Source organism: Pseudomonas sp. NY5710 (assembly GCF_013305665.1).
Taxonomy (GTDB): Bacteria; Pseudomonadota; Gammaproteobacteria; order Pseudomonadales; family Pseudomonadaceae; genus Aquipseudomonas; species Aquipseudomonas juntendi.
On sequence record NZ_CP045554.1, the window covers coordinates 617,751 to 638,176 of the forward strand.

17 protein-coding genes, 1 rRNA gene and 1 pseudogene are annotated in these 20,426 nt (G+C 61.8%); 8 read left to right on the forward strand and 11 right to left on the reverse strand.

The genetic code is table 11. From position 1 onward, the window contains the following. The first annotated feature begins 97 nt into the window (after nt 1–97). Together GEV39_RS02815 and GEV39_RS02820 are read left to right on the forward strand one after the other, a co-directional pair. The gene (locus tag GEV39_RS02815; protein WP_173887494.1) at nt 98–1,375 is read left to right on the forward strand and encodes an acetyl-CoA C-acetyltransferase; all 1,278 of its coding nucleotides are present in this window, start codon (nt 98–100) and stop codon (nt 1,373–1,375) included. A 108-nt stretch (nt 1,376–1,483) separates the two neighbouring features. Continuing rightward, a complete protein-coding gene (locus GEV39_RS02820; RefSeq protein WP_173887495.1) occupies nt 1,484–2,263 on the forward strand; it encodes an AraC family transcriptional regulator in 780 nt (259 codons plus the stop codon). Between the two features lie 73 nt (nt 2,264–2,336). On the opposite strand, the gene GEV39_RS26455 is transcribed toward GEV39_RS02820, so the two are convergent. The 5 genes and pseudogenes from GEV39_RS26455 to GEV39_RS02840 all read right to left on the reverse strand — a co-directional run bounded on the left by GEV39_RS26455 (nt 2,337) and on the right by GEV39_RS02840 (nt 7,682). Beyond that, nucleotides 2,337–3,104, reverse strand: coding sequence for a methyl-accepting chemotaxis protein (locus tag GEV39_RS26455; RefSeq protein WP_392501238.1), 768 nt, complete (start codon nt 3,102–3,104; stop codon nt 2,337–2,339). A 90-nt stretch (nt 3,105–3,194) separates the two neighbouring features. Continuing rightward, nucleotides 3,195–4,280: pseudogene (locus GEV39_RS26460) on the reverse strand (HAMP domain-containing protein); the annotation flags it as partial. A gap of 156 nt (nt 4,281–4,436) precedes the next feature. Continuing rightward, nucleotides 4,437–4,847, reverse strand: a complete 411-nt coding sequence (gene cueR / locus GEV39_RS02830) for a Cu(I)-responsive transcriptional regulator (protein ID WP_173887497.1) — start codon at nt 4,845–4,847, stop codon at nt 4,437–4,439. Next, the gene (locus tag GEV39_RS02835; RefSeq protein WP_173887498.1) at nt 4,844–7,243 is read right to left on the reverse strand and encodes a heavy metal translocating P-type ATPase; all 2,400 of its coding nucleotides are present in this window, start codon (nt 7,241–7,243) and stop codon (nt 4,844–4,846) included. Before GEV39_RS02835 ends, cueR begins: the two co-directional genes overlap by 4 nt. 52 nt (nt 7,244–7,295) lie before the next feature. Beyond that, nucleotides 7,296–7,682: a hypothetical protein gene (locus GEV39_RS02840; RefSeq protein ID WP_173887499.1), complete on the reverse strand. Its 387-nt coding sequence runs from the start codon at nt 7,680–7,682 to the stop codon at nt 7,296–7,298. A gap of 144 nt (nt 7,683–7,826) precedes the next feature. Here GEV39_RS02840 and GEV39_RS02845 point away from each other — a divergent pair, with 144 nt between their 5' ends. Then, nucleotides 7,827–8,024: a heavy-metal-associated domain-containing protein gene (locus GEV39_RS02845; protein WP_173887500.1), complete on the forward strand. Its 198-nt coding sequence runs from the start codon at nt 7,827–7,829 to the stop codon at nt 8,022–8,024. Between the two features lie 154 nt (nt 8,025–8,178). Further along, nucleotides 8,179–9,360, forward strand: coding sequence for a multidrug effflux MFS transporter (locus tag GEV39_RS02850; protein WP_173887501.1), 1,182 nt, complete (start codon nt 8,179–8,181; stop codon nt 9,358–9,360). Here the strand turns inward: GEV39_RS02850 and GEV39_RS25980 are convergent. Then, nucleotides 9,311–9,508, reverse strand: a complete 198-nt coding sequence (locus GEV39_RS25980; protein ID WP_249414320.1) for a hypothetical protein — start codon at nt 9,506–9,508, stop codon at nt 9,311–9,313. The two genes, GEV39_RS02850 and GEV39_RS25980, sit on opposite strands and share 50 nt — an antisense overlap. 471 nt (nt 9,509–9,979) lie before the next feature. Here GEV39_RS25980 and GEV39_RS02855 point away from each other — a divergent pair, with 471 nt between their 5' ends. Next, entirely contained in the window at nt 9,980–10,693 is a 714-nt protein-coding gene (locus GEV39_RS02855) for an ArsR/SmtB family transcription factor (protein WP_173887502.1), read from the forward strand. Nucleotides 10,694–10,701: 8 nt separating this feature from the next. Here the strand turns inward: GEV39_RS02855 and GEV39_RS02860 are convergent, their stop codons facing one another. The 5 genes from GEV39_RS02860 to GEV39_RS02880 all read right to left on the reverse strand — a co-directional run bounded on the left by GEV39_RS02860 (nt 10,702) and on the right by GEV39_RS02880 (nt 15,037). Continuing rightward, on the reverse strand, nt 10,702–11,649 hold the full coding sequence (locus tag GEV39_RS02860) for an adenosine deaminase (RefSeq protein ID WP_173887503.1): 948 nt from the start codon (nt 11,647–11,649) through the stop codon (nt 10,702–10,704). Between the two features lie 86 nt (nt 11,650–11,735). Beyond that, nucleotides 11,736–12,422: an SDR family oxidoreductase gene (locus GEV39_RS02865; protein ID WP_173887504.1), complete on the reverse strand. Its 687-nt coding sequence runs from the start codon at nt 12,420–12,422 to the stop codon at nt 11,736–11,738. Nucleotides 12,423–12,772: 350 nt separating this feature from the next. Continuing rightward, complete coding sequence (locus GEV39_RS02870) at nt 12,773–13,357, reverse strand: IMPACT family protein (protein ID WP_173887505.1); 585 nt, start codon at nt 13,355–13,357, stop codon at nt 12,773–12,775. Nucleotides 13,358–13,366: 9 nt separating this feature from the next. Further along, nucleotides 13,367–14,029: a TetR/AcrR family transcriptional regulator gene (locus GEV39_RS02875; RefSeq protein ID WP_009685802.1), complete on the reverse strand. Its 663-nt coding sequence runs from the start codon at nt 14,027–14,029 to the stop codon at nt 13,367–13,369. Between the two features lie 90 nt (nt 14,030–14,119). Then, nucleotides 14,120–15,037 (reverse strand): LysR family transcriptional regulator, encoded by a 918-nt coding sequence (locus GEV39_RS02880; RefSeq protein ID WP_009685803.1) that lies wholly within the window; start codon nt 15,035–15,037, stop codon nt 14,120–14,122. A gap of 118 nt (nt 15,038–15,155) precedes the next feature. On the opposite strand from GEV39_RS02880, the gene aptA reads away from it, so the two are divergent. The 3 genes from aptA (at nt 15,156) to GEV39_RS02895 (ending at nt 20,155) form a co-directional block, all read left to right on the forward strand. Then, on the forward strand, nt 15,156–16,502 hold the full coding sequence (aptA, locus tag GEV39_RS02885) for an omega-aminotransferase AptA (protein ID WP_009685804.1): 1,347 nt from the start codon (nt 15,156–15,158) through the stop codon (nt 16,500–16,502). A gap of 72 nt (nt 16,503–16,574) precedes the next feature. Further along, nucleotides 16,575–18,068 (forward strand): CoA-acylating methylmalonate-semialdehyde dehydrogenase, encoded by a 1,494-nt coding sequence (locus tag GEV39_RS02890; RefSeq protein WP_173887506.1) that lies wholly within the window; start codon nt 16,575–16,577, stop codon nt 18,066–18,068. A gap of 550 nt (nt 18,069–18,618) precedes the next feature. Further along, nucleotides 18,619–20,155, forward strand: a 16S ribosomal RNA gene (locus tag GEV39_RS02895). Nucleotides 20,156–20,426 lie beyond the last annotated feature (271 nt).

Consider the following 20,426-nt stretch of genomic DNA (forward strand, 5'->3'; position numbering starts at 1 on the left):
AGCTTGAAAGTGTGGACCAAGTTTGTGGCATGGTCGTTCGACCAGGGTAAGAACACCTAGGCTGTACGGTTCAATTTGTTTCAGGAGGAACAGGCATATGCGTTCACTTCGCCGGGTCGCGATCTTGGGCGGCAACCGAATTCCCTTTGCCCGCTCCAATGGGGCCTACGCCACCGCCAGCAATCAGGCGATGCTGACCGCGGCCCTCGAAGGGCTGATCGAGCGCTATCGCTTGCATGGGCTGCGCTTGGGTGAGGTGGTCGCTGGCGCGGTGCTCAAGCAGTCCCGCGACATGAACCTGACCCGCGAATGTGTGCTGGGTTCGCGGCTTTCGCCGCAAACCCCTGCCTACGACCTGCAGCAAGCTTGCGGCACCGGCCTGGAGGCCGCGCTGCTGGTGGCCAACAAGATTGCGCTGGGGCAGATCGACAGCGGCATTGCCGGTGGCGTGGACACCACGTCGGATGCGCCGATTGCGGTCAACGAAGGCCTGCGTCATATCCTGCTGCAAGCCAACCGTGGCAAAAACCTGGGCGAACGGCTCAAGCCTTTTCTGCAGTTGCGCCCGCACCATCTGCGCCCTGAGTTGCCACGCAACGGCGAGCCGCGCACCGGGTTGTCGATGGGCGAGCATTGCGAACGTATGGCCCAGGCCTGGAAGATTGACCGTGCCGCCCAGGACGAGTTGGCGTTGCTCAGCCACCAGCGGCTGGCGGCGGCCTATGCCGAAGGTTGGCACGATGACCTGCTGACACCGTTCCTGTCGCTGATGCGCGACAACAACCTGCGCGCAGACCTGACATTGGAGCAGTTGGCCAAGCTCAAGCCGGCCTTCGACCGCAGTGGCCAGGGTACGTTGACAGCAGGCAATTCCACGCCCTTGACCGATGGTGCGTCGCTGGTGCTGCTGGCCAGTGAAGAGTGGGCCGCGCAACAGGGGTTACCGGTGCTGGCGCACTTGGTCGATGGTGAAACCGCAGCGGTGGACTTCGTCACTGGCCGCGAGGGGCTGCTGATGGCGCCGGTCTATGCAGTGCCACGCTTGCTGGCACGCAATGGCCTGACGTTGCAGGACTTTGACTACTACGAAATCCACGAAGCCTTTGCTGCCCAGGTGCTGTGTACGCTCAAGGCCTGGGAAGACGCGGGCTACTGCCGTGAGCGGCTGGGGCTGGATGCGCCGTTGGGGGCTATCGACCGCAGCAAGCTCAACGTCAAGGGCAGTTCGCTGGCTGCCGGGCACCCGTTTGCCGCCACCGGCGGGCGCATACTGGCCAACCTGGCAAAATTGCTGGCAACGGCGGGGAAGGGGCGCGGCCTGATTTCCATTTGTGCGGCGGGCGGGCAAGGGGTCACGGTCATCGTCGAGCGGTGAAGAACCGCCGTCTGTTTGGCAGGCATCCCCGCGCAGCAGGCGGCAGATATCCCGCAGGCGTTGGCGGTAACTGTTAGGCTTGTCTGGTCAGAACTAACAGAAGCCGCCATGCCGATCATCGGACAGCCCCGTCCCATTCCTGAACTCAAGCACTTGCCCAGGCCACTGTACGCACGTGCCGAAAGCCTGGGCGCCGGTTCCTGGACCACACGCCACCAGCACGACTGGGTACAGTTTTCCTACGCTATCAGCGGCGTGCTCGGTGTTTATACCGACGCAGGGAGCTACTTTGCGCCACCGCAGTGGGGGGTGTGGATCCCGGCTGACGCCGAGCATGCGGTGGTGACCTCGATGCAGGCCGAGATGCGCAGCCTGTATGTGCGCCGGGACGCCTGCCCCTGGGCTGCCCCGCAGTGTCGGGTACTGGAGGTGACGCCGCTGGCGCGTGAGTTGATCAAGCAGTTCTGCCTGTACCCAGCCGATTACCCAGAGGGCGACAGTGCGCAGGCGCGGCTGGTGGCGGTGCTGCTCGACCAGTTACGAACCCTGCCGGAAGTCGGCTTTTCCTTGCCGTTGCCGCGCCACCCGGGTTTGCTGGCGCTGTGCAATGGCTTGATTGCAGCACCCGACCAGGCGCAGACCTTGCAGCAATGGGCGCGGCAACTGGGGTGTTCCGAAAAAACGCTGATGCGCCTGTTCCAGCGTGAAACCGGCTTGAGCTTTCGCAACTGGCGCCAGCGCATGCGCTTGCTGTCGTCGCTGGCGTTGCTGGAGGCGGGGGAGAGCGTGACCGAGGCGGCGCTGGGTTGTGGGTATGATTCCACATCCGCGTACATTGCGGCGTTCAAGCAGCTGTTTGGGGCAACGCCGGGGGAGTTGAGGCTTTGACCAGGGGTTACCGGTGCTGGCCTATGTGTAGCTGAAGCCGCCCCGGTACGGAGCGGCATTCACCGGCGCCTGATCAGGTGCGGAACCTGCGCACCAGTACGTCCAGTTCATTGGACAACCCGGCCAGGCTTTCCGAATCCTGGCGTGCTGCCTGGGCCAGCTCGGCCACCAACTGCGCATCCCCATGAATCTGGCTGATGTGGCGGTTGATATCTTCGGCTACCTGGTGCTGTTCCTCGGCTGCGGTTGCAATCTGCGTGTTCATGTCACGGATCACGTCTACCGACTCCCGGATCTGCCCGAAGCTGTCGCGGGCCAGGCCGATACGGCTGACCGATTGCTGCGATACTTCCAGGCTGGCATGCATCTGCGCAGCCACCTCGGAGGTGCGGCTGGCTAGGTTGCCCAGCAAGCCATCGATTTCTGCAGTGGAGTCGGCCGTGCGCTTGGCCAGCGCCCGCACTTCATCGGCCACCACGGCAAAGCCACGGCCTTGCTCGCCGGCCCGCGCGGCCTCGATGGCGGCGTTCAGGGCCAGCAGGTTGGTCTGCTCGGCAATCGAGCGAATGGTGCCGAGGATCGACTGGATGGCGTTGCTGTCACGCTCCAGTTGCTGGATCGACTGCGCCGACTGCTCGATTTCCTGGCTCAGGCGGTCGACGCTGTTTACCGCCGCATCGATCTGCTGCTGACCTTCACGGGCCTGTTGCTGGCCGCTGTCCGCAGACTGGGCCGCCTGGCTGCACGAGCGCGCCACTTCGTTGGCGGTGGCAACCATTTCGTGGAAGGCGGTGGACACCATGTCCACGGCCTCGCGCTGGCGGCCTGCAGCTTCGGCCATGTTGCTGGACACCTGGGTCGAGCTGTGCGAAGTGCTGAGGATCTGGCTGGCTGCCGCACCGATGTGCTGGATCAGGCTACGAATGGCACCGAGGAACTGGTTGAACCAGTTGGCCAGCTGAGCGGTTTCGTCGCGGCCGCGAATTTCCAGGCTGCGGGTCAGGTCGCCCTCGCCCTGGGCAATGTCTTCCAGCCCATTGGTGACGCTGTTGATCGGGCGCACGATCAGTTTGGCGAAGGCGGCGCCGACCACGGCGAACAGGGTGGCCAGGACCAAGGCGACCACACCGATGAGCCAAGTCAGGCGGGTGGTGGTCTGCATCACTTCGCCTTGCTCGATCAGGCCGATGAAGGTCCAGCCCAGGCGCTCGTCGGGGTAGACGTTGGCCATGTAGCGCACACCATTGAGCTCCACTTCGGCCAGGCCCTTGCCGGCCTGGGCCAACTCGGCATAGCCGTCGCCAAAACTGGCCAGTTGCTTGAAGTTGTGGCCGGCGTCGCGCGGGTCGACCATCACGTTGCCGTTGCTTTCCACCAGCATCAGGTAGCCGCTCTCGCCCAGCTTGATCTGCTTGACGATCTCGGTCAGGCCTTTGAGCGAAACGTCGATGTTGACCACACCGCCGGGGTTGCCCAACTGGTTGGCTACCGTGCGCACGGTACTGATGAGCACCGCGTCATCGGCGGCCCAGTAATAGGCGCCGGTGCGCACGGTCTTGCCAGGGTTGGCCATGGCCAACTGGTACCACGGCCGTGTGCGTGGGTCGTAGTTGACGAACTTCTGCCCTGCTGGCCAGCCGACGTAACCGCCGTCATTGACGCCGTAGGACACGTAGGCATAGTTGGGGTGCGAATCTGCCAGGCGGGTGAAGAAGTCCAGCACTTGCTTGTCCTGATCGCCCAGCTCGTAGGACGGGTTGGCACTCAGGAACTTGTTCAGGTTGCTGCCTGTGGCGGCCACCATCGGTTGCGCGGCCAGGTACTCGACGTTCTGGTTGATGCCCTGGAAGAAGATGTTCATCGCGTTGCTGACCTGGCGGATTTCCCGGCTACTGCCGTCAAGGAATCCATCGCGGGCTTCGCCACGCAGGTTAAGGACCACCAGGGTGGCCACCAGCACGATGGGCAAACCGGCGATGACCGCGAATGCCCAGGTCAGTTTCTGTTTGATGCTCATCGACGCTCCCGGAATTGTTGTAGTCGACACACGAGGCAGGTAACCAGTGCATCGGCAGCAACCGGGTTTTATGTAGCCGAAGCGCCCGTATTTATTGGATAAAGTCGTGATTGGTGACTATTCGGTCGTGGAAGGACGCTTTTGGCATACCAAACGTCAGCGGCAGCAGTTGCCAGCGGTGCCATTGGCCAGGTCGCTGAGGATCGGGCAGTCTGGGCGGTCATCCCCCTGGCAGTGGGATACCAGCTCGCCAAGTGTGTTGCGCAGGCTGACCAGTTCCTCGATGCGCCGGTTCAGTTCATCGATATGCTGCATCGCCAATGCCTTCACATCGGCGCTGGCCCGCTGGCGGTCTTGCCACAGCGTCAGCAGCTTGCCCACTTCTTCCAGGGAAAACCCCAGGTCGCGTGAGCGCTTGATGAACGCCAGGCTGTGCAAGTCCTCGTCCCGGTACAGGCGGTAGCCATTGTCGCTGCGCGTGGCCGGCTTGAGCAGGCCGATGGATTCGTAATAACGGATCATCTTGGTGCTGAGCCCACTACGGCGGGCGGCCTGGCCAATGTTCATTTTGCCTCCTGGGGGGCGCGGGCGGGTTTCCAGGCCTTCAGCCACAGCGCGTTGCTGACCACGCTGACGCTGGACAAGGCCATGGCGGCGCCCGCCAGTACCGGGTTGAGGTAGCCCAGTGCAGCCAGCGGGATACCGATCAGGTTGTAGATGAATGCCCAGAACAGATTCTGGCGGATCTTGGCGTAGGTCTTGCGGCTGATTTCCAGCGCAGCGGGCACCAGGCGCGGGTCGCCGCGCATCAAGGTGATGCCGGCTGCCTGCATCGCCACGTCGGTGCCCCCCCCCATGGCGATGCCGATGTCGGCGGCGGCCAACGCCGGCGCGTCGTTTATGCCGTCGCCGACCATGGCGACCACGCCAGCCTGCTTGAGCGCCGCCACAGTCGCGGCCTTGTCGGCCGGCAGCACTTCGGCGTGCACATCGTCGATGCCCAAGGCTTCGGCGACCACCTTGGCGCTACCCCGGTTATCGCCAGTCAGCAGATGGCTGCTGATGTGCTGCGCATGCAGGGTGTCGATGGCCTCGGCGGCGCCGGGCTTGAGGCTGTCACCAAAGGCGAACAGGCCCAGCACCTGTGCTTGCTGACCGCGTTCGATCAGCCACGACAGGGTACGCCCCTCGGCTTCCCAGGCGCGTGCCTGGTCGGCCAGGCCGCCGGGCTGCAGCCCGCTTTCATCGAGCAAGCGGCGGTTGCCCAGTGCCAGCTCACGGCCCTCGACACGCCCGGCAATGCCGCGCCCGGTGAGCGACTGGCTGTCGCTGACGCTGGGTACCTGCAGGCCTTGCTCGGTGCAGGCCTGCAGCACCGCCTTGGCCAACGGGTGTTCACTGCCCCGTTGCAGGGCGCCGGCCAGGCGATGCAGGCTGGCGCTGTCGCCGACCAGTGCCTGGCTGTGGACTACCCGCGGGCTGCCCGAGGTCAGGGTACCGGTCTTGTCGAACACCACACGGTTCACCGCATGCGCACGCTCCAGCGCCTCGGCATCTTTGATGAGGATGCCATGGCGGGCGGCGACGCCGGTGCCGGCCATGATCGCTGCCGGTGTGGCCAGGCCAAGGGCGCAAGGGCAGGCGATGACCAGCACGGCCACGGCGTTGATCAGGGCGGTTTCCAGCGCCGCGCCAGCCAGCCACCAGCCCAGCAGGGTCAGCAGCGCCAGCACCAGCACGGCCGGGACGAATACCTGGCTGACCCGGTCGACCAGCTTCTGGATCGGCGCCTTGGCGGCCTGCGCGTCTTCCACCAGGCGGATGATGCGCGCCAGCACAGTCTCGGTGCCCAGGGCTTCGGTGCGTACCAGCAGCCGGCCTTCGCCATTGATGGCGCCACCGGTGACGCTGTCGCCGGGGTGTTTGGGCACTGGCAGGCTCTCGCCGCTGATCAGGGCTTCATCGGCATGGCTGCTGCCATCCTCGACCACGCCATCGACCGGAAAGCGCTCGCCGGGCTTGACCAGCACCAAGTCACCCAGGCGCAGCTGGGCGATCGCCACATCTTCTTCCCGGTCGCCAACCACGCGCACTGCGCGCTCCGGGCGCAGGGCCTCGAGGGCGCGAATGGCGCTGGCGGTCTGGCGTTTGGCACGGCTTTCCAGGTACTTGCCCAGCAGCACCAAAGCGATCACCACCGCCGAGGCCTCGAAGTACAGGTGCGGGGCCATGCCGGCGGGGGCCTGGGCCCATTGATAGAGGCTAAGGCCGTAACCGGCGCTGGTCCCCAGGGCAACCAGCAGGTCCATGTTGCCGGCGCCGGCACGCACGGCTTTCCAGGCGGCGATATAGAAGCGGGCGCCGAGAATGAACTGCACAGGGGTGGCCAGCAGGAATTGCGCCCAGGCGGGCAGCATCCAGTGCAGGCCGAATGGCTGCACCAGCATGGGCAGCACCAATGGCAGCGCCAGCAGCAATGCTGCAGCCACTGCCAGGCGGTCGTTACGCAGGCGGCGCTGGGCGGCGGCCTGCTCGTCTTTGGCGGCTTGCGGCACGCCGGCGCTGTAGCCGGCCTTGTGTACCGTTTCGATCAGCAGGTTGTCGTCGAGGGCGGCCAGCACTTCAAGGTGGGCACGTTCATTGGCCAGGTTGACACTCACCCGTTCCACCCCGGGCACTTTGCCAAGGGCCCGCTCCACACGGCCCACGCAACTGGCGCAGGTCATGCCGCCGATCTGCAGTTCCAGCGTGCGCGTGGGCACGCCGTAGCCCGCTTCACGTACTGCATCGACCAAGGCTGGCAGGCGGTCGGCCGGGGCCTGGACCCGGGCTTTTTCAGTGGTGAGGTTGACGCTGACGTGTTCAGCGCCGCTGACCTTGCGCAATGCGCGCTCGACCCGGCCAGCACAGCTGGCGCAGGTCATGCCGGAGATCGGCAGGTCATAGGTGGTGGATGCGGGCATGGCTCTCCTCCTTGGGCAGGGCTGCAGCATCAACCTTGCCATGCGGGGAAGGTCAATAGCCTAGGTCGGCGCGCGTCAACTCCAGCCCATAATGACCCATGGTGATGCGATATTTGTTGATCTGGCCCGCCTGCAGGTTCAAACGTGTGCTGCGTTGGTCCTCGATGCCTGGCGCGCAACCCGGGGTTTGCCCAGGCAACAGGCGCAGGCGCACATCGACCGGGCCAGGCGGCAGGTTGAACGAGGTGGATTGCTCCTGAAACACCCGCCCGGAAAGCTGATCATTGAGGTACACCCCGATTTCACAGCTGGTAGCCACTTCCAGGCGCTCCCGGGAAATGATCAGTACGCTGTAGGCCGAGTTGTCCTCTGCGCTGGCCGGTGGCACCACAGTCAGTGCGCTGACCAACCCGACGACGCCCAATGCTGCCCTGAACATGAAAAATCTCCTGCTTGGCTGATCGTCAAAGGCGCAGCTTGGCCGACGCGCGTGCGGATTTCCACCCCAGCTGTTCCACACGGCACTTGACCTTGCCCTGATGGCAAGCTTGAAACTCGTGGAAAACCTGAAGGAGGCAACCCTATGCAAGTGTTCAATGTACAAGGCATGACCTGTGGCCACTGTGTAAAGGCCGTGACGCGGGCAGTGCAGGAGCAGGATGCGGCCGCCAAGGTCGAAGTCGACTTGATGGCCAAACAGGTGCGGGTGCAGAGTACGTTGGCGCAGGAGCAGGTTCTGGCGGCCATCCGCGATGAAGGGTATCAGGCTGAGGTGGGATAACAGGCGTCGACCCGGGTTTTGGGTTGAGGCCCTGACGGTGGGGCCGCTGTCCGGCCCATCGCGACAGTGCCTAGGTTTGTTGCAAATGTTTTCACATTCCTAGGGGCGACAGCAGGTAGAATCATCTACTTGCTTAGCCTGCTATGGATTCCTGATGAACCTGCGAATGGTGCTCATCCTGGGCGCACTCAGTGCGTTCGGGCCCTTGGCGATCGACTTCTACCTGCCTGCCTTCCCGGCCATGGCGCAGGCGTTCGCCACCGACGAAAAACACGTCCAGGCCACATTGGCCGCCTATTTCCTTGGCCTGTCCATCGGCCAACTGGCTTACGGGCCGGTGGCTGACCGTTTTGGCCGGCGCAAGCCGCTGATGTTCGGCGTGACCGTATTCACCCTGGCGTCACTGGCCTGCGCCTATGCCCCCGACCTCGACACCCTGGTGCTGGCCCGCTTCGTCCAGGCCCTTGGCGGTTGTGCGGGCATGGTGCTGTCGCGGGCCATCGTCAGCGACAAGTGCGACCCGGTCGCCTCGGCCAAGGTGTTCTCGCAGTTGATGCTGGTCATGGGCCTGGCACCGATCCTGGCGCCGATGCTGGGTGGGGTGCTGGTGAATGTGGCCGGTTGGCAATCGATTTTCCTTACCCTGAGCCTGTTCAGTGCCGCTTGCCTGTTGGCGGTAAGCCTCGGGTTGCCGGAGAGCATGCCTGAGCACATGCCGCGCCAGCCCTTGTCCGGCGCTTTGCGCCAGTACCTGCGCCTGCTGGCAGACCGGGTGTTCCTCGGCCATGCGGTGACGGGCGGTATCGCCATTGCCGGCATGTTCGCCTACATCGCCGGTTCACCTTTCGTGTTCATCAAGCTGTATGGCGTGCCAGCCGAGCACTATGGCTGGCTGTTTGGTGCCAACGCAGCGGGCTTTATCCTGGTGGCGCAGGTGAACGCCCGCTTGCTGGCCAAGCGTGGGCCGGCCTTCCTGCTGGCCCGTGCCGTGTGGCTGTACCTGGGGGCCGGGCTGGCGCTGCTCGGGGTGACGGCGTTGCGGCCGACCGCGTTGTGGCCGCTGCTGGTGCCGTTGTTCATCTGCATTGCCAGCCTCGGTTGCATCATCCCCAATGCCTCGGCTTGCGCCATGAGCGGCCAGGGCGCGCGTGCCGGCAGTGCCTCGGCGCTGATGGGCTGTGTCCAGTTCAGTGTGGCGGCGGGCGCAGCGGCCCTGGTTGGGCTGCTGCACGATGGCAGTGCCGTGCCGATGGCCCTGGTGATCTGCCTTTGCGGTGGATTGGCAGTCAGTGCCGCGCTACTGACCCGCCGTTTGCAGGCCAGGGTTCGCGCTTGAGCGGGTGAGGGGCGCGCAGGCGGCTTTCCAGCGTGGCGACAAAGGCCCGTGCCTCGGCCTCGCTGCGAAAACCGACTACATGTTGATCGAGCTGGACCTGCCAGGGGCAGGCGGGGTTTCGGCGCGAAGCGCTGACGACAATTTTCATCGCGGCTTACCTCCAGAAGGGAGCGGAACCAGTTTAGCGCTGCTGCTCTCTTCTGCCATGCACTGGTTCAGTGTCCTGACTGGCGGTGCCTGATTGGGTGTTTGCCGGTTGCGCTGCAATGCCTGCAAGGCCGGGAAACGTTCGCTTTAGTTTGCGCTACTTGTAGTACCTGGCTGTCGGCTACGTCCGAACGTGCCGAAGGTTTTTTTCCTGCTGAGTTTACGAGCGTCTGCCGCAACCGGCCGAAATGCCTAGGCACAGGGTTTTCGCCGTCGCATCGGTCCTGTTCCCGACTTGCAATGGGTAGGTATACCCACTGGCTTTTCGACGGGGACTGGGCGTTGTGGGGCTGCCAGATTGAGCATTTCTGCGGCTTATACTGGCGATCCAGGCCAGTGCCAGCGAGAGGTGCTTCCCTGCCAGGGTTGGCCATCGCATCCACACAGTGAACTTGCAGGGAGTTACAGGGACATGAACGCAGTCAGCAGTATCAGCCAGATCGCCAGCCTGATGGCCGACCCCAAGCGCAGTGCCATGTTGTGGGCATTGATCGACGGCACGCCGCGCCTGGCCAACGAGCTTGCGATGATGACCGGCCTGACCTCGTCGTCGGCTTGCGCGCACTTGTCGTTGCTGTCATCGGCTGGGCTGCTGAGGCATGAGGCCCGTGGCCGCAAACGCTATTTTCGCCTGGCCACCCCGCAGGTCGGGGCGGCGGTAGAGGCCCTGGCCAGCGTGCAACTGGAAAGCGCCAGGGGGGAGCGGGCCAAGGCGCCGGTGTCACCGCTGCCCATGTCGCTGCGCCGGGCGCGTCGCTGTGGGGATCACCTGGGGGGCGAACTGGCCAGTGAGCTATACCACCGCATGGTGGTCGCGGGCTGGCTGGAAGGCAGTGGCCGCCTGTTGATGGTCAGTGATGAAGGGCGGGCGCAGTTGGCCCTGGTAGGGGTGTACATCGATGCCTTGGCGCCGCACCACCAGCGTGGCTGCGTGATCTGCCGCTGCACCGAGTGGAACGACCAGGCGCCGCACCTGGGGGGCGTGTTGGGTCAGGCCTTGTTCCGGCTGTTCCTGCAATCTGGCTGGATGCGCGAGGCCGAGGACACGCGGGCATTGCATATCTCGGCGCTGGGCATCCAGCAGATCAATCGCATAGCCCGCGTAGCCACCTTGCAGGTGGGTTGAGCCGCGCGTCAGACGAGCCTGGCGTCCAGGCTGTTCTGGGCCAGGCGGCGGGCCTGGTCTTCGCTCATGCCCAAGTGAGTGTGCAGGGCGTGGAAGTTCTCCGTGACGTAGCCGCCGAAATACGCCGGGTCGTCCGAGTTCACGGTGACCTTCACGCCACGCTCGAGCATGTCGAGGATGTTGTGCTGGCTCATGTGGTCGAACACGCAGAGCTTGGTATTGGAAAGCGGGCACACGGTCAGCGGGATCTGTTCGTCGATGATGCGCTGCATCAGCCGCTCATCTTCGATGGCGCGTACGCCGTGGTCGATTCGCTTGACCTGCAGCAGGTCCAGCGCCTCCCAGATGTACTCGGGCGGGCCTTCTTCGCCAGCGTGGGCGACGGCAACCAGGCCCTCGCTACGCGCGCGGTCGAATACGCGCTGGAACTTGCTGGGCGGGTGGCCCATTTCCGAGCTGTCCAGGCCAACGGCAATGAACGCATCGCGGAAGGGCAGCGCCTGGTCGAGGGTCTTTTGTGCCTCCTCTTCGCTCAGGTGGCGCAGGAAGCTCAGGATAAGGCCACTGCTGATGCCCAACTGCTCGCGGCCATCCTTGAGCGCCTGGTTGATCCCGTTGAGCACCACTTCAAAGGGGATACCCCGGTCGGTGTGGGTTTGCGGGTCGTAGAACGGCTCGGTATGGATCACGTTCTGCGCCTTGCAGCGCTGCAGGTAGGCCCAGGTCAGGTCATAGAAGTCCTGCTCGGTGCGCAATACATCGGCGCCCTGGTAATACAGATCCAGGAACTCCTGGAGATTGTTGAAGGCATAGGCCCCGCGCAGGGTTTCCACATCGGCCCAAGGCAGGGCGATCTTGTTGCGCTCGGCCAGGGCGAACAGCAGCTCAGGCTCCAGCGAGCCTTCAAGGTGCAGGTGCAGTTCCGCCTTGGGCAGGGCGTTCAACCAGTCATACATAAGGGCATGTCTCAATCAGGTACGGTTGCCGGCATTCTACAGGGGCTGGCCGGGTATTGCGCCCGGCCGGGCTGCGACCTGATGAATCACCAGGTCAGGGTTTCGCCTTTGTAGTTGATGAAGCGCAGGCCGCCCGTACCGCTTTGCGCCTTGATTTGTTCAAGCATGCCGCGGGTGCTGGTGAGCACGTCGATCTCTGCGTGTTCGCCACCCATGTCAGTCTTCACCCAGCCAGGGTGCATGGCCAGAACGCACAGGTCGGGGCGTTGTTGTTCGACGACGAAGCTGTTGATCATCGAGTTCAACGCCGCCTTGCTGGCTTTGTACAAGCAGAGTTCTCCGCCGTCGGGGACAGTGACGCTGCCCAGGACCGAACTCATGAAGGCCAGCACGCCACTGCCGTTGCGAACTTGGCCGACCAGGCGGCGGGCGACGCGAATCGGGGCCACGGCATTGGTCATGAACAGGTCGCCGATGGCGTCTTTGTGCACGCTTTCCAGGTCTTGCGGCAGTGGGCCCATGACCCCGGCGTTGACGAACACCAGGTCGAATACCTGGCCTTGCAGGCGTTGTTGCAGGCCATCGAGCTGGGCTGTGTCGTTCATTTCCAGTTGCTCGATGTGCACGCCAGGCACAGCTGCCAGGGCTCCGGGCTGCTGAAGGTTGCGGACGGTGGCGGTGACGGTCCAGCCGTCTTCCTGCAAGCGTTGCACCAAGCCCAGGCCGAGCCCGCGCGAGGCGCCGATGATAAGTGCGTTTTTTGCGTCAGCCATGGGGCGCTCCTTGTTGGTTTTGCTGGATGGAGGTGGCAGTTTAGAGGCTCTGCCAGAATCGGATGGTCAAAAAATGTGCAGCGGCTGTAAACCCCTTGCCGCTGGGGGCTTTGCACGTTGGCGCACGGGTTATCCACAGGCTGCTCCACAGTTATTGTGTGAAACGCGGGCTGACGCTGCAGAGGGGGTAGGCTTGACGCTGGGGATAACCTGAATTTATTCAGTGCCTTGAGCCTGCCGGCAGTGCCGATCAAATAATGATCGAAGCGCTACAAGCCTTGCCTGTTCTGCCTTGCAGCATAATTCCCCAAGCTTATCCACAGGCAGGCCCACAGCAGTTGTGGGCAGTTTCAGCGCGTTTGCAGCAGTATACGCCCGCGGCTAATGTCGGCCAGTTGCTGCTGCAACGCCGCGAGGTGGACATCACCCAGAGCGATTAACAGGTCCACGCCGTTGGCTGTGAACTGCTCGTCGAGCACCAGCCCATCGACCTCGGCCAGGCGCAGTTTTACCAGTGCCAATTCGCTGAAGCTGCAACTGCAGGCGAACTCGCTGCGCTGCACCAGCAGCCGCTTGGGGGCCTGTTGCAGGCATTTGTTGGCGCCCCCACCGTAGGCCCTGGCCAGGCCGCCCGTACCCAGCTGGATACCGCCGTACCAGCGAATCACCAGTACCACGACCTGATCGCAGTCCTGCGCCTCGATCGCGGCCAGGATGGGCCGCCCGGCAGTGCCACCGGGCTCGCCGTCGTCGCTGCTGCGGTACTGCGCGCCGAGCTTCCAGGCCCAGCAGTTATGGGTGGCGGCCAGGTCGCTATGGCGTTCGATGAAACTCATCGCTTCGGCGGCACTGGTGATCGGCCCGGCCAGGGTGATGAAGCGGCTTTTACGGATTTCCTCGCGGTATTCGCAGAGGTCGAGCAGGGTAGAGGGCATAAATGTGGGTCAGGCAGCCGGCTTGATGCCGCAGCCCTTGAGAATGATGTGGATAAGGTTGTTGCTCGCTTCTTCCATGTCTTGCTTGGTCAGGCGGCTACGGCCGGTAACCTGGCAGATCTGGGTGGCGAAATCGGCATAGTGCTGGGTGCTGCCCCACAGCAGGAATATCAGATGCACAGGGTCTACCCGGTCCATCTTGCCGGCATCCATCCACGCCTCGAACACGGCGGCGCGGCCACGGAACCATTCGCGGTAGTCGGCACTGAAGTACTCGGTCAGGCAGGTGCCGCCGCTGATCACTTCCATGGCGAAAATACGCGATGCCTGGGGGTTGCGCCGCGAGAACTCCATCTTGGTGCGAATGTACTGGCTCAGTGCTGCACCGGGGTCGTCCTCGACGCTCAGGGCATTGAAGGTGCTGTCCCACAGCTCGATGATGTTGCTGAGCACGGCAATGTAGAGGCCCAGCTTGTTGGTGAAGTAATAATGCAGGTTGGCCTTGGGCAAGCCTGCCTTCAGCGCAATGGTGTTCATGCTGGTGCCCTTGAAGCCATGGCGGGCAAACTCGTCTTCGGCGGCCTGGATAATGGCCTGTTCGTTCTTCTGGCGGATGCGGCCCGCGGGCTTGCCCGAGGCGGATAGGCGATGCGCAGGGACTTCTAGGGTCATGGACGATTCCGTACGGGTCAGTGGCTGCGGCTGTCGGACAAGATTACCTGCCTGTGCCAAGGTGACAAGCGTTTGCGGCAGAGACAGGCATCAGCGTGTCGCAGCCAGGCTGTCGAGAAAGCTTTCCAGGACCAAATTGGGTCGCCGGCCTTTGCGTGTCACCCAGCTCAGGCTCAGGTCGTAGAAGCGCTCGCGCGGTTTGAGTGCACGCAAGCGGCCCTGCTGGACCCAGAACGTGGCGTAGTGGTCGGGCAGGTAACCAATGTAGCGCCCGGTAAGGATGAGAAACGCCATGCCCTCACGGTCCGAAGCACTGGCCGTGCAGTGCAGCGCCTGGTAATGCGCCTGGATTTCGGCCGGCAGGCGGAATGTGGGGGTGATGGCTTCCTGGCTGTTGAGGCGCTCGTCGTCGATCTGCTGGTCGTCGGCATAGAACAGTGGGTGACCGACCGCGCAGTACAGCAAAGAACGCTCGCTGTACAACGGTTGATATTCCAGGCCCGAAAGCGGGCTGGTCTGTGGCACCACGCCTACATGCAGGCTGCCGTCGAGCACGCCGTGTTCGACCTGGCTGGGCGCGATCATGCGGATCTGGATGCGCACATCGGGGCCACGGTCTTTTAGTTCGGCCAGGGCATGGGTGATGCGCATGTGCGGCAGGGTGACCAGGTTATCGGTCAGGCCGATGTTCAGCTCGCCGCGCAGATGCTGGTGCAGGCCGTTGACCTCGGTACGGAAACTTTCCAGCGCGCTGAGCAGTTGCAAGGCCGAATGGTAGACCTCGCGGCCTTCCTCGGTCAGCGAGAAACCGGCGCGGCCACGCTGGCACAAGCGCAGCCCCAGGCGTTGCTCAAGGTCGTTCATTTGCTGGCTGATGGCCGAGCGGCCGATGCCCAGCACGTTCTCGGCGGCCGAAAAACCACCGCATTCGACTACGCTGCGGTAGATCTTCAGCAGGCGGATGTCGAAGTCGCTGACCTGCGCAAGTGGATCGGGGCGTCGGCTCATTAGTTTAGTAGCGGCCTGTGTGAAGATTAGAAATGTAGGCTTTTTCAGACTCTATCCGCGTGCCAACTTAGCTGCAACCACATCCATCGTTGCCTGATCGTCTTTCGAGGAACCGCCGATGAACATGCCTGAGACCGCCCCCGTGGGTATCGCCAGCCAGCTCAAGCTTGACGCCCACTGGATGCCGTACACGGCCAACCGCAACTTCCAGCGCGACCCCCGCCTGATCGTGGCGGCCGATGGCAACCACCTGGTCGATGACCAGGGGCGCAGGATCTTTGACGCGCTTTCCGGCCTTTGGACCTGCGGCGCCGGGCACACCCGCAAGGAAATCACCGACGCAGTAACCCGCCAGTTGGGCACGCTCGATTACTCCCCGGCGTTCCAGTTCGGCCACCCATTGTCGTTCCAGCTGGCGGAAAAGATCGCCGACCTGGTGCCAGGTAACCTGAACCACGTCTTCTATACCAACTCGGGCTCCGAGTGCGCCGACACGGCGCTGAAGATGGTGCGGGCTTACTGGCGCCTGAAAGGCCAGGCGACCAAGACCAAGATCATCGGCCGTGCCCGTGGCTACCACGGGGTGAACATCGCCGGCACCAGCCTCGGTGGGGTGAATGGCAACCGCAAGATGTTCGGCCAACTGCTGGATGTCGACCATCTGCCTCATACCGTATTGCCGGTGAACGCGTTCTCCAAAGGCATGCCCGAAGAGGGTGGCATCGCCCTTGCCGAAGAAATGCTCAAACTGATCGAGCTGCACGACGCGTCCAATATCGCTGCGGTGATCGTCGAGCCCATGGCCGGTTCCGCCGGTGTGCTGCCGCCGCCGAAGGGCTACCTCAAGCGCCTGCGTGAAATCTGCACCCAGCACAACATTCTGCTGATCTTCGACGAAGTGATTACCGGCTTCGGCCGCATGGGCGCCATGACCGGCTCGCAGGCCTTTGGCGTAACCCCGGACCTGATGTGCATCGCCAAGCAGGTGACCAACGGCGCCATTCCAATGGGCGCGGTGATTGCCAGCAGCGAGATCTACCAAACCTTCATGGACCAGCCAACGCCAGAGTACGCCGTGGAGTTCCCGCACGGTTATACCTACTCGGCCCACCCGGTGGCCTGTGCCGCGGGTATCGCTGCGTTGGACCTGCTGCAGAAGGAAAACCTGGTGCAGGCATCGGCCGAGCTGGCGCCGCACTTCGAAAAGCTGCTGCATGGCGTGAAGGGCACCAAGAACGTCGTCGATATCCGTAACTATGGCCTGGCTGGCGCGATCCAGATCGCCGCCCGTGACGGTGATGCCATTGTTCGCCCTTACGAAGCGGCGATGAAACTGTGGCGCGCGGGCTTCTATGTACGCTTTGGTGGCGACACCTTGCAGTTCGGCCCAACCTTCAACACCCAGCCGCATGAACTGGACCGTCTGTTCGACGCTGTCGGCGAAACCCTGAACCTGATCGACTGATCTTTCTGATTTTGCTGCGCGGCGCGTGCGCAAGCGCGCGCCGGCCTCTACCTTCTTCATCTGGAGTTTTGCATGAGCATTGTTCAGCACCTGATTCATGGCGAGCTGGTTACCAAGGGTGAGCGCACCGCCGATGTCTTCAACCCATCCACCGGCCAGGCCGTGCGCAAAGTCGAGCTGGCCAGCCGCGCGACCGTGCAGGAAGCGATCGACTCGGCCAAGGCGGCGTTCCCGGCCTGGCGCAATACGCCACCGGCCAAGCGGGCTCAGGTGATGTTCCGCTTCAAGCAACTGCTGGAGCAGAATGAAGCGCGCATTTCGCAAATGATCAGCGAAGAGCATGGCAAGACGCTGGAAGACGCCGCTGGCGAACTGAAGCGTGGTATCGAGAACGTCGAGTTCGCCTGCGCCGCGCCTGAGGTGCTCAAAGGCGAGTACAGCCGCAACGTGGGCCCGAACATCGATGCCTGGTCTGATTTCCAGCCGTTGGGTGTGGTTGCCGGTATCACGCCGTTCAACTTCCCGGCCATGGTGCCGCTGTGGATGTACCCGCTGGCCATTGCCTGTGGTAACGCCTTCATCCTCAAGCCCTCCGAGCGTGACCCTAGCTCCACCCTGTTCATCGCCCAATTGCTACTGGAGGCCGGTCTGCCGAAGGGCATCCTCAACGTGGTGCACGGTGACAAGGAAGCGGTGGATGCGTTGATCGAAGCACCGGAAGTGAAAGCGCTCAGCTTTGTTGGGTCTACGCCGATTGCCGAGTACATCTATGCCGAGGGCACCAAGCGCGGCAAGCGCGTGCAAGCCCTGGGCGGTGCCAAGAACCACGCGGTACTGATGCCGGACGCCGACCTGGATAACGCGGTCAGCGCCTTGATGGGGGCGGCCTACGGTTCGTGTGGCGAACGCTGCATGGCCATTTCGGTGGCGGTGTGCGTGGGTGACCAGGTGGCTGATGCGCTGATCGCCAAGCTGCAACCGCAGATCAAAGCCTTGAAGATTGGTGCAGGCACCTCGTGTGGTCTGGACATGGGGCCACTGGTCACTGCCGCTGCGCGTGACAAGGTGGTGGGCTACATCGATGAAGGCGTTGCCGCGGGTGCCGAGCTGGTGGTGGATGGCCGTGGCTTCCGAGTGGCCGGGAATGAAGATGGCTACTTTGTGGGCGGTACCTTGTTCGACAAGGTCACGCCAGAGATGCGTATCTATAAAGAAGAGATTTTCGGGCCGGTACTGTGCGTCGTGCGGGTCAACAGCCTTGAACAGGCCATGCAACTGATCAACGAACATGAATATGGCAACGGCACGTGCATCTTTACCCGTGACGGTGAGGCCGCGCGTTTGTTCTGCGACGAGATCGAAGTGGGCATGGTGGGTGTCAACGTGCCGCTGCCGGTGCCGGTGGCGTATCACAGCTTTGGTGGCTGGAAACGTTCGTTGTTCGGTGACCTGCATGCGTACGGGCCGGACGGGGTGCGCTTCTATACCCGACGCAAGGCGATCACCCAGCGGTGGCCGCAGCGGGCCAGCCATGAAGCATCGCAGTTTGCGTTCCCAAGTTTGTAAGGGGTGAGGGGAGCGGGGAGGGCGGAAGGCCTCCCCGTTTTGCTTTTTAGGGGTTTCTTGAAATTAAAGGTTGACGCCCTCTCGAATCCCCTTATAATGCGCCCCACTTCCAGCGACAACGGAACGACAAACTCCTTGAGATTCAATGAGTTAACCGATTCGGAAAGCGCTGTAAGGGCTACGATCAAATGATCGAAAACGGTTGAGATGATGGTTGACAGCGCTTCTAAACGCTGTATGATTCGCCTCCCGCTACGAGAGATCGCAGTGAGTCAAGTGTTTGAAGCTAAACGAGTTTCTCGCAAAAAACTTCAAAATAAACGCTTGACAGCAAATGAGGAAAGCGTAGAATGCGCGCCTCGGTTGAGACGAAACGATCTTAACCAAACGCTCTTTAACAAATCGAATCAAGCAATTCGTGTGGGTGCTTGTGAGTATGGACTGATAGTCAAAAAGATTATCAGCATCACAAGTGGCCATGCGAGAAATCACATAGTCATTTGAGATTGCTGAGCCAAGTTTAGGGTTTCTTAAAAACCCAAGCAGTATTGAACTGAAGAGTTTGATCATGGCTCAGATTGAACGCTGGCGGCAGGCCTAACACATGCAAGTCGAGCGGATGACGGGAGCTTGCTCCTTGATTCAGCGGCGGACGGGTGAGTAATGCCTAGGAATCTGCCTGGTAGTGGGGGACAACGTTTCGAAAGGAACGCTAATACCGCATACGTCCTACGGGAGAAAGCAGGGGACCTTCGGGCCTTGCGCTATCAGATGAGCCTAGGTCGGATTAGCTTGTTGGTGAGGTAATGGCTCACCAAGGCGACGATCCGTAACTGGTCTGAGAGGATGATCAGTCACACTGGAACTGAGACACGGTCCAGACTCCTACGGGAGGCAGCAGTGGGGAATATTGGACAATGGGCGAAAGCCTGATCCAGCCATGCCGCGTGTGTGAAGAAGGTCTTCGGATTGTAAAGCACTTTAAGTTGGGAGGAAGGGCAGTAAGTTAATACCTTGCTGTTTTGACGTTACCGACAGAATAAGCACCGGCTAACTCTGTGCCAGCAGCCGCGGTAATACAGAGGGTGCAAGCGTTAATCGGAATTACTGGGCGTAAAGCGCGCGTAGGTGGTTTGTTAAGTTGGATGTGAAAGCCCCGGGCTCAACCTGGGAACTGCATCCAAAACTGGCAAGCTAGAGTACGGTAGAGGGTGGTGGAATTTCCTGTGTAGCGGTGAAATGCGTAGATATAGGAAGGAACACCAGTGGCGAAGGCGACCACCTGGACTGATACTGACACTGAGGTGCGAAAGCGTGGGGAGCAAACAGGATTAGATACCCTGGTAGTCCACGCCGTAAACGATGTCAACTAGCCGTTGGAATCCTTGAGATTTTAGTGGCGCAGCTAACGCATTAAGTTGACCGCCTGGGGAGTACGGCCGCAAGGTTAAAACTCAAATGAATTGACGGGGGCCCGCACAAGCGGTGGAGCATGTGGTTTAATTCGAAGCAACGCGAAGAACCTTACCAGGCCTTGACATGCAGAGAACTTTCCAGAGATGGATTGGTGCCTTCGGGAGCTCTGACACAGGTGCTGCATGGCTGTCGTCAGCTCGTGTCGTGAGATGTTGGGTTAAGTCCCGTAACGAGCGCAACCCTTGTCCTTAGTTACCAGCACGTTATGGTGGGCACTCTAAGGAGACTGCCGGTGACAAACCGGAGGAAGGTGGGGATGACGTCAAGTCATCATGGCCCTTACGGCCTGGGCTACACACGTGCTACAATGGTCGGTACAGAGGGTTGCCAAGCCGCGAGGTGGAGCTAATCTCACAAAACCGATCGTAGTCCGGATCGCAGTCTGCAACTCGACTGCGTGAAGTCGGAATCGCTAGTAATCGCGAATCAGAATGTCGCGGTGAATACGTTCCCGGGCCTTGTACACACCGCCCGTCACACCATGGGAGTGGGTTGCACCAGAAGTAGCTAGTCTAACCTTCGGGAGGACGGTTACCACGGTGTGATTCATGACTGGGGTGAAGTCGTAACAAGGTAGCCGTAGGGGAACCTGCGGCTGGATCACCTCCTTAATCGACGACATCAGCCTGCTGATGAGCTCCCACACGAATTGCTTGATTCATTTGCTGATGAGAATTCAGAAATGAACATTCGTTGATGAATGTTGATTTCTGACTTTTGTCAGACCGTTCTTTAAAAATTCGGATATGTGATAGATATAGACTGACATGCACTTTCACTGGTGTGTGATCAGGCTAAGGTAAAATTTGTGAGTTCTGCTCTTAATTGAGCGAAATGCGAATTTTCGGCGAATGTCGTCTTCACAGTATAACCAGATTGCTT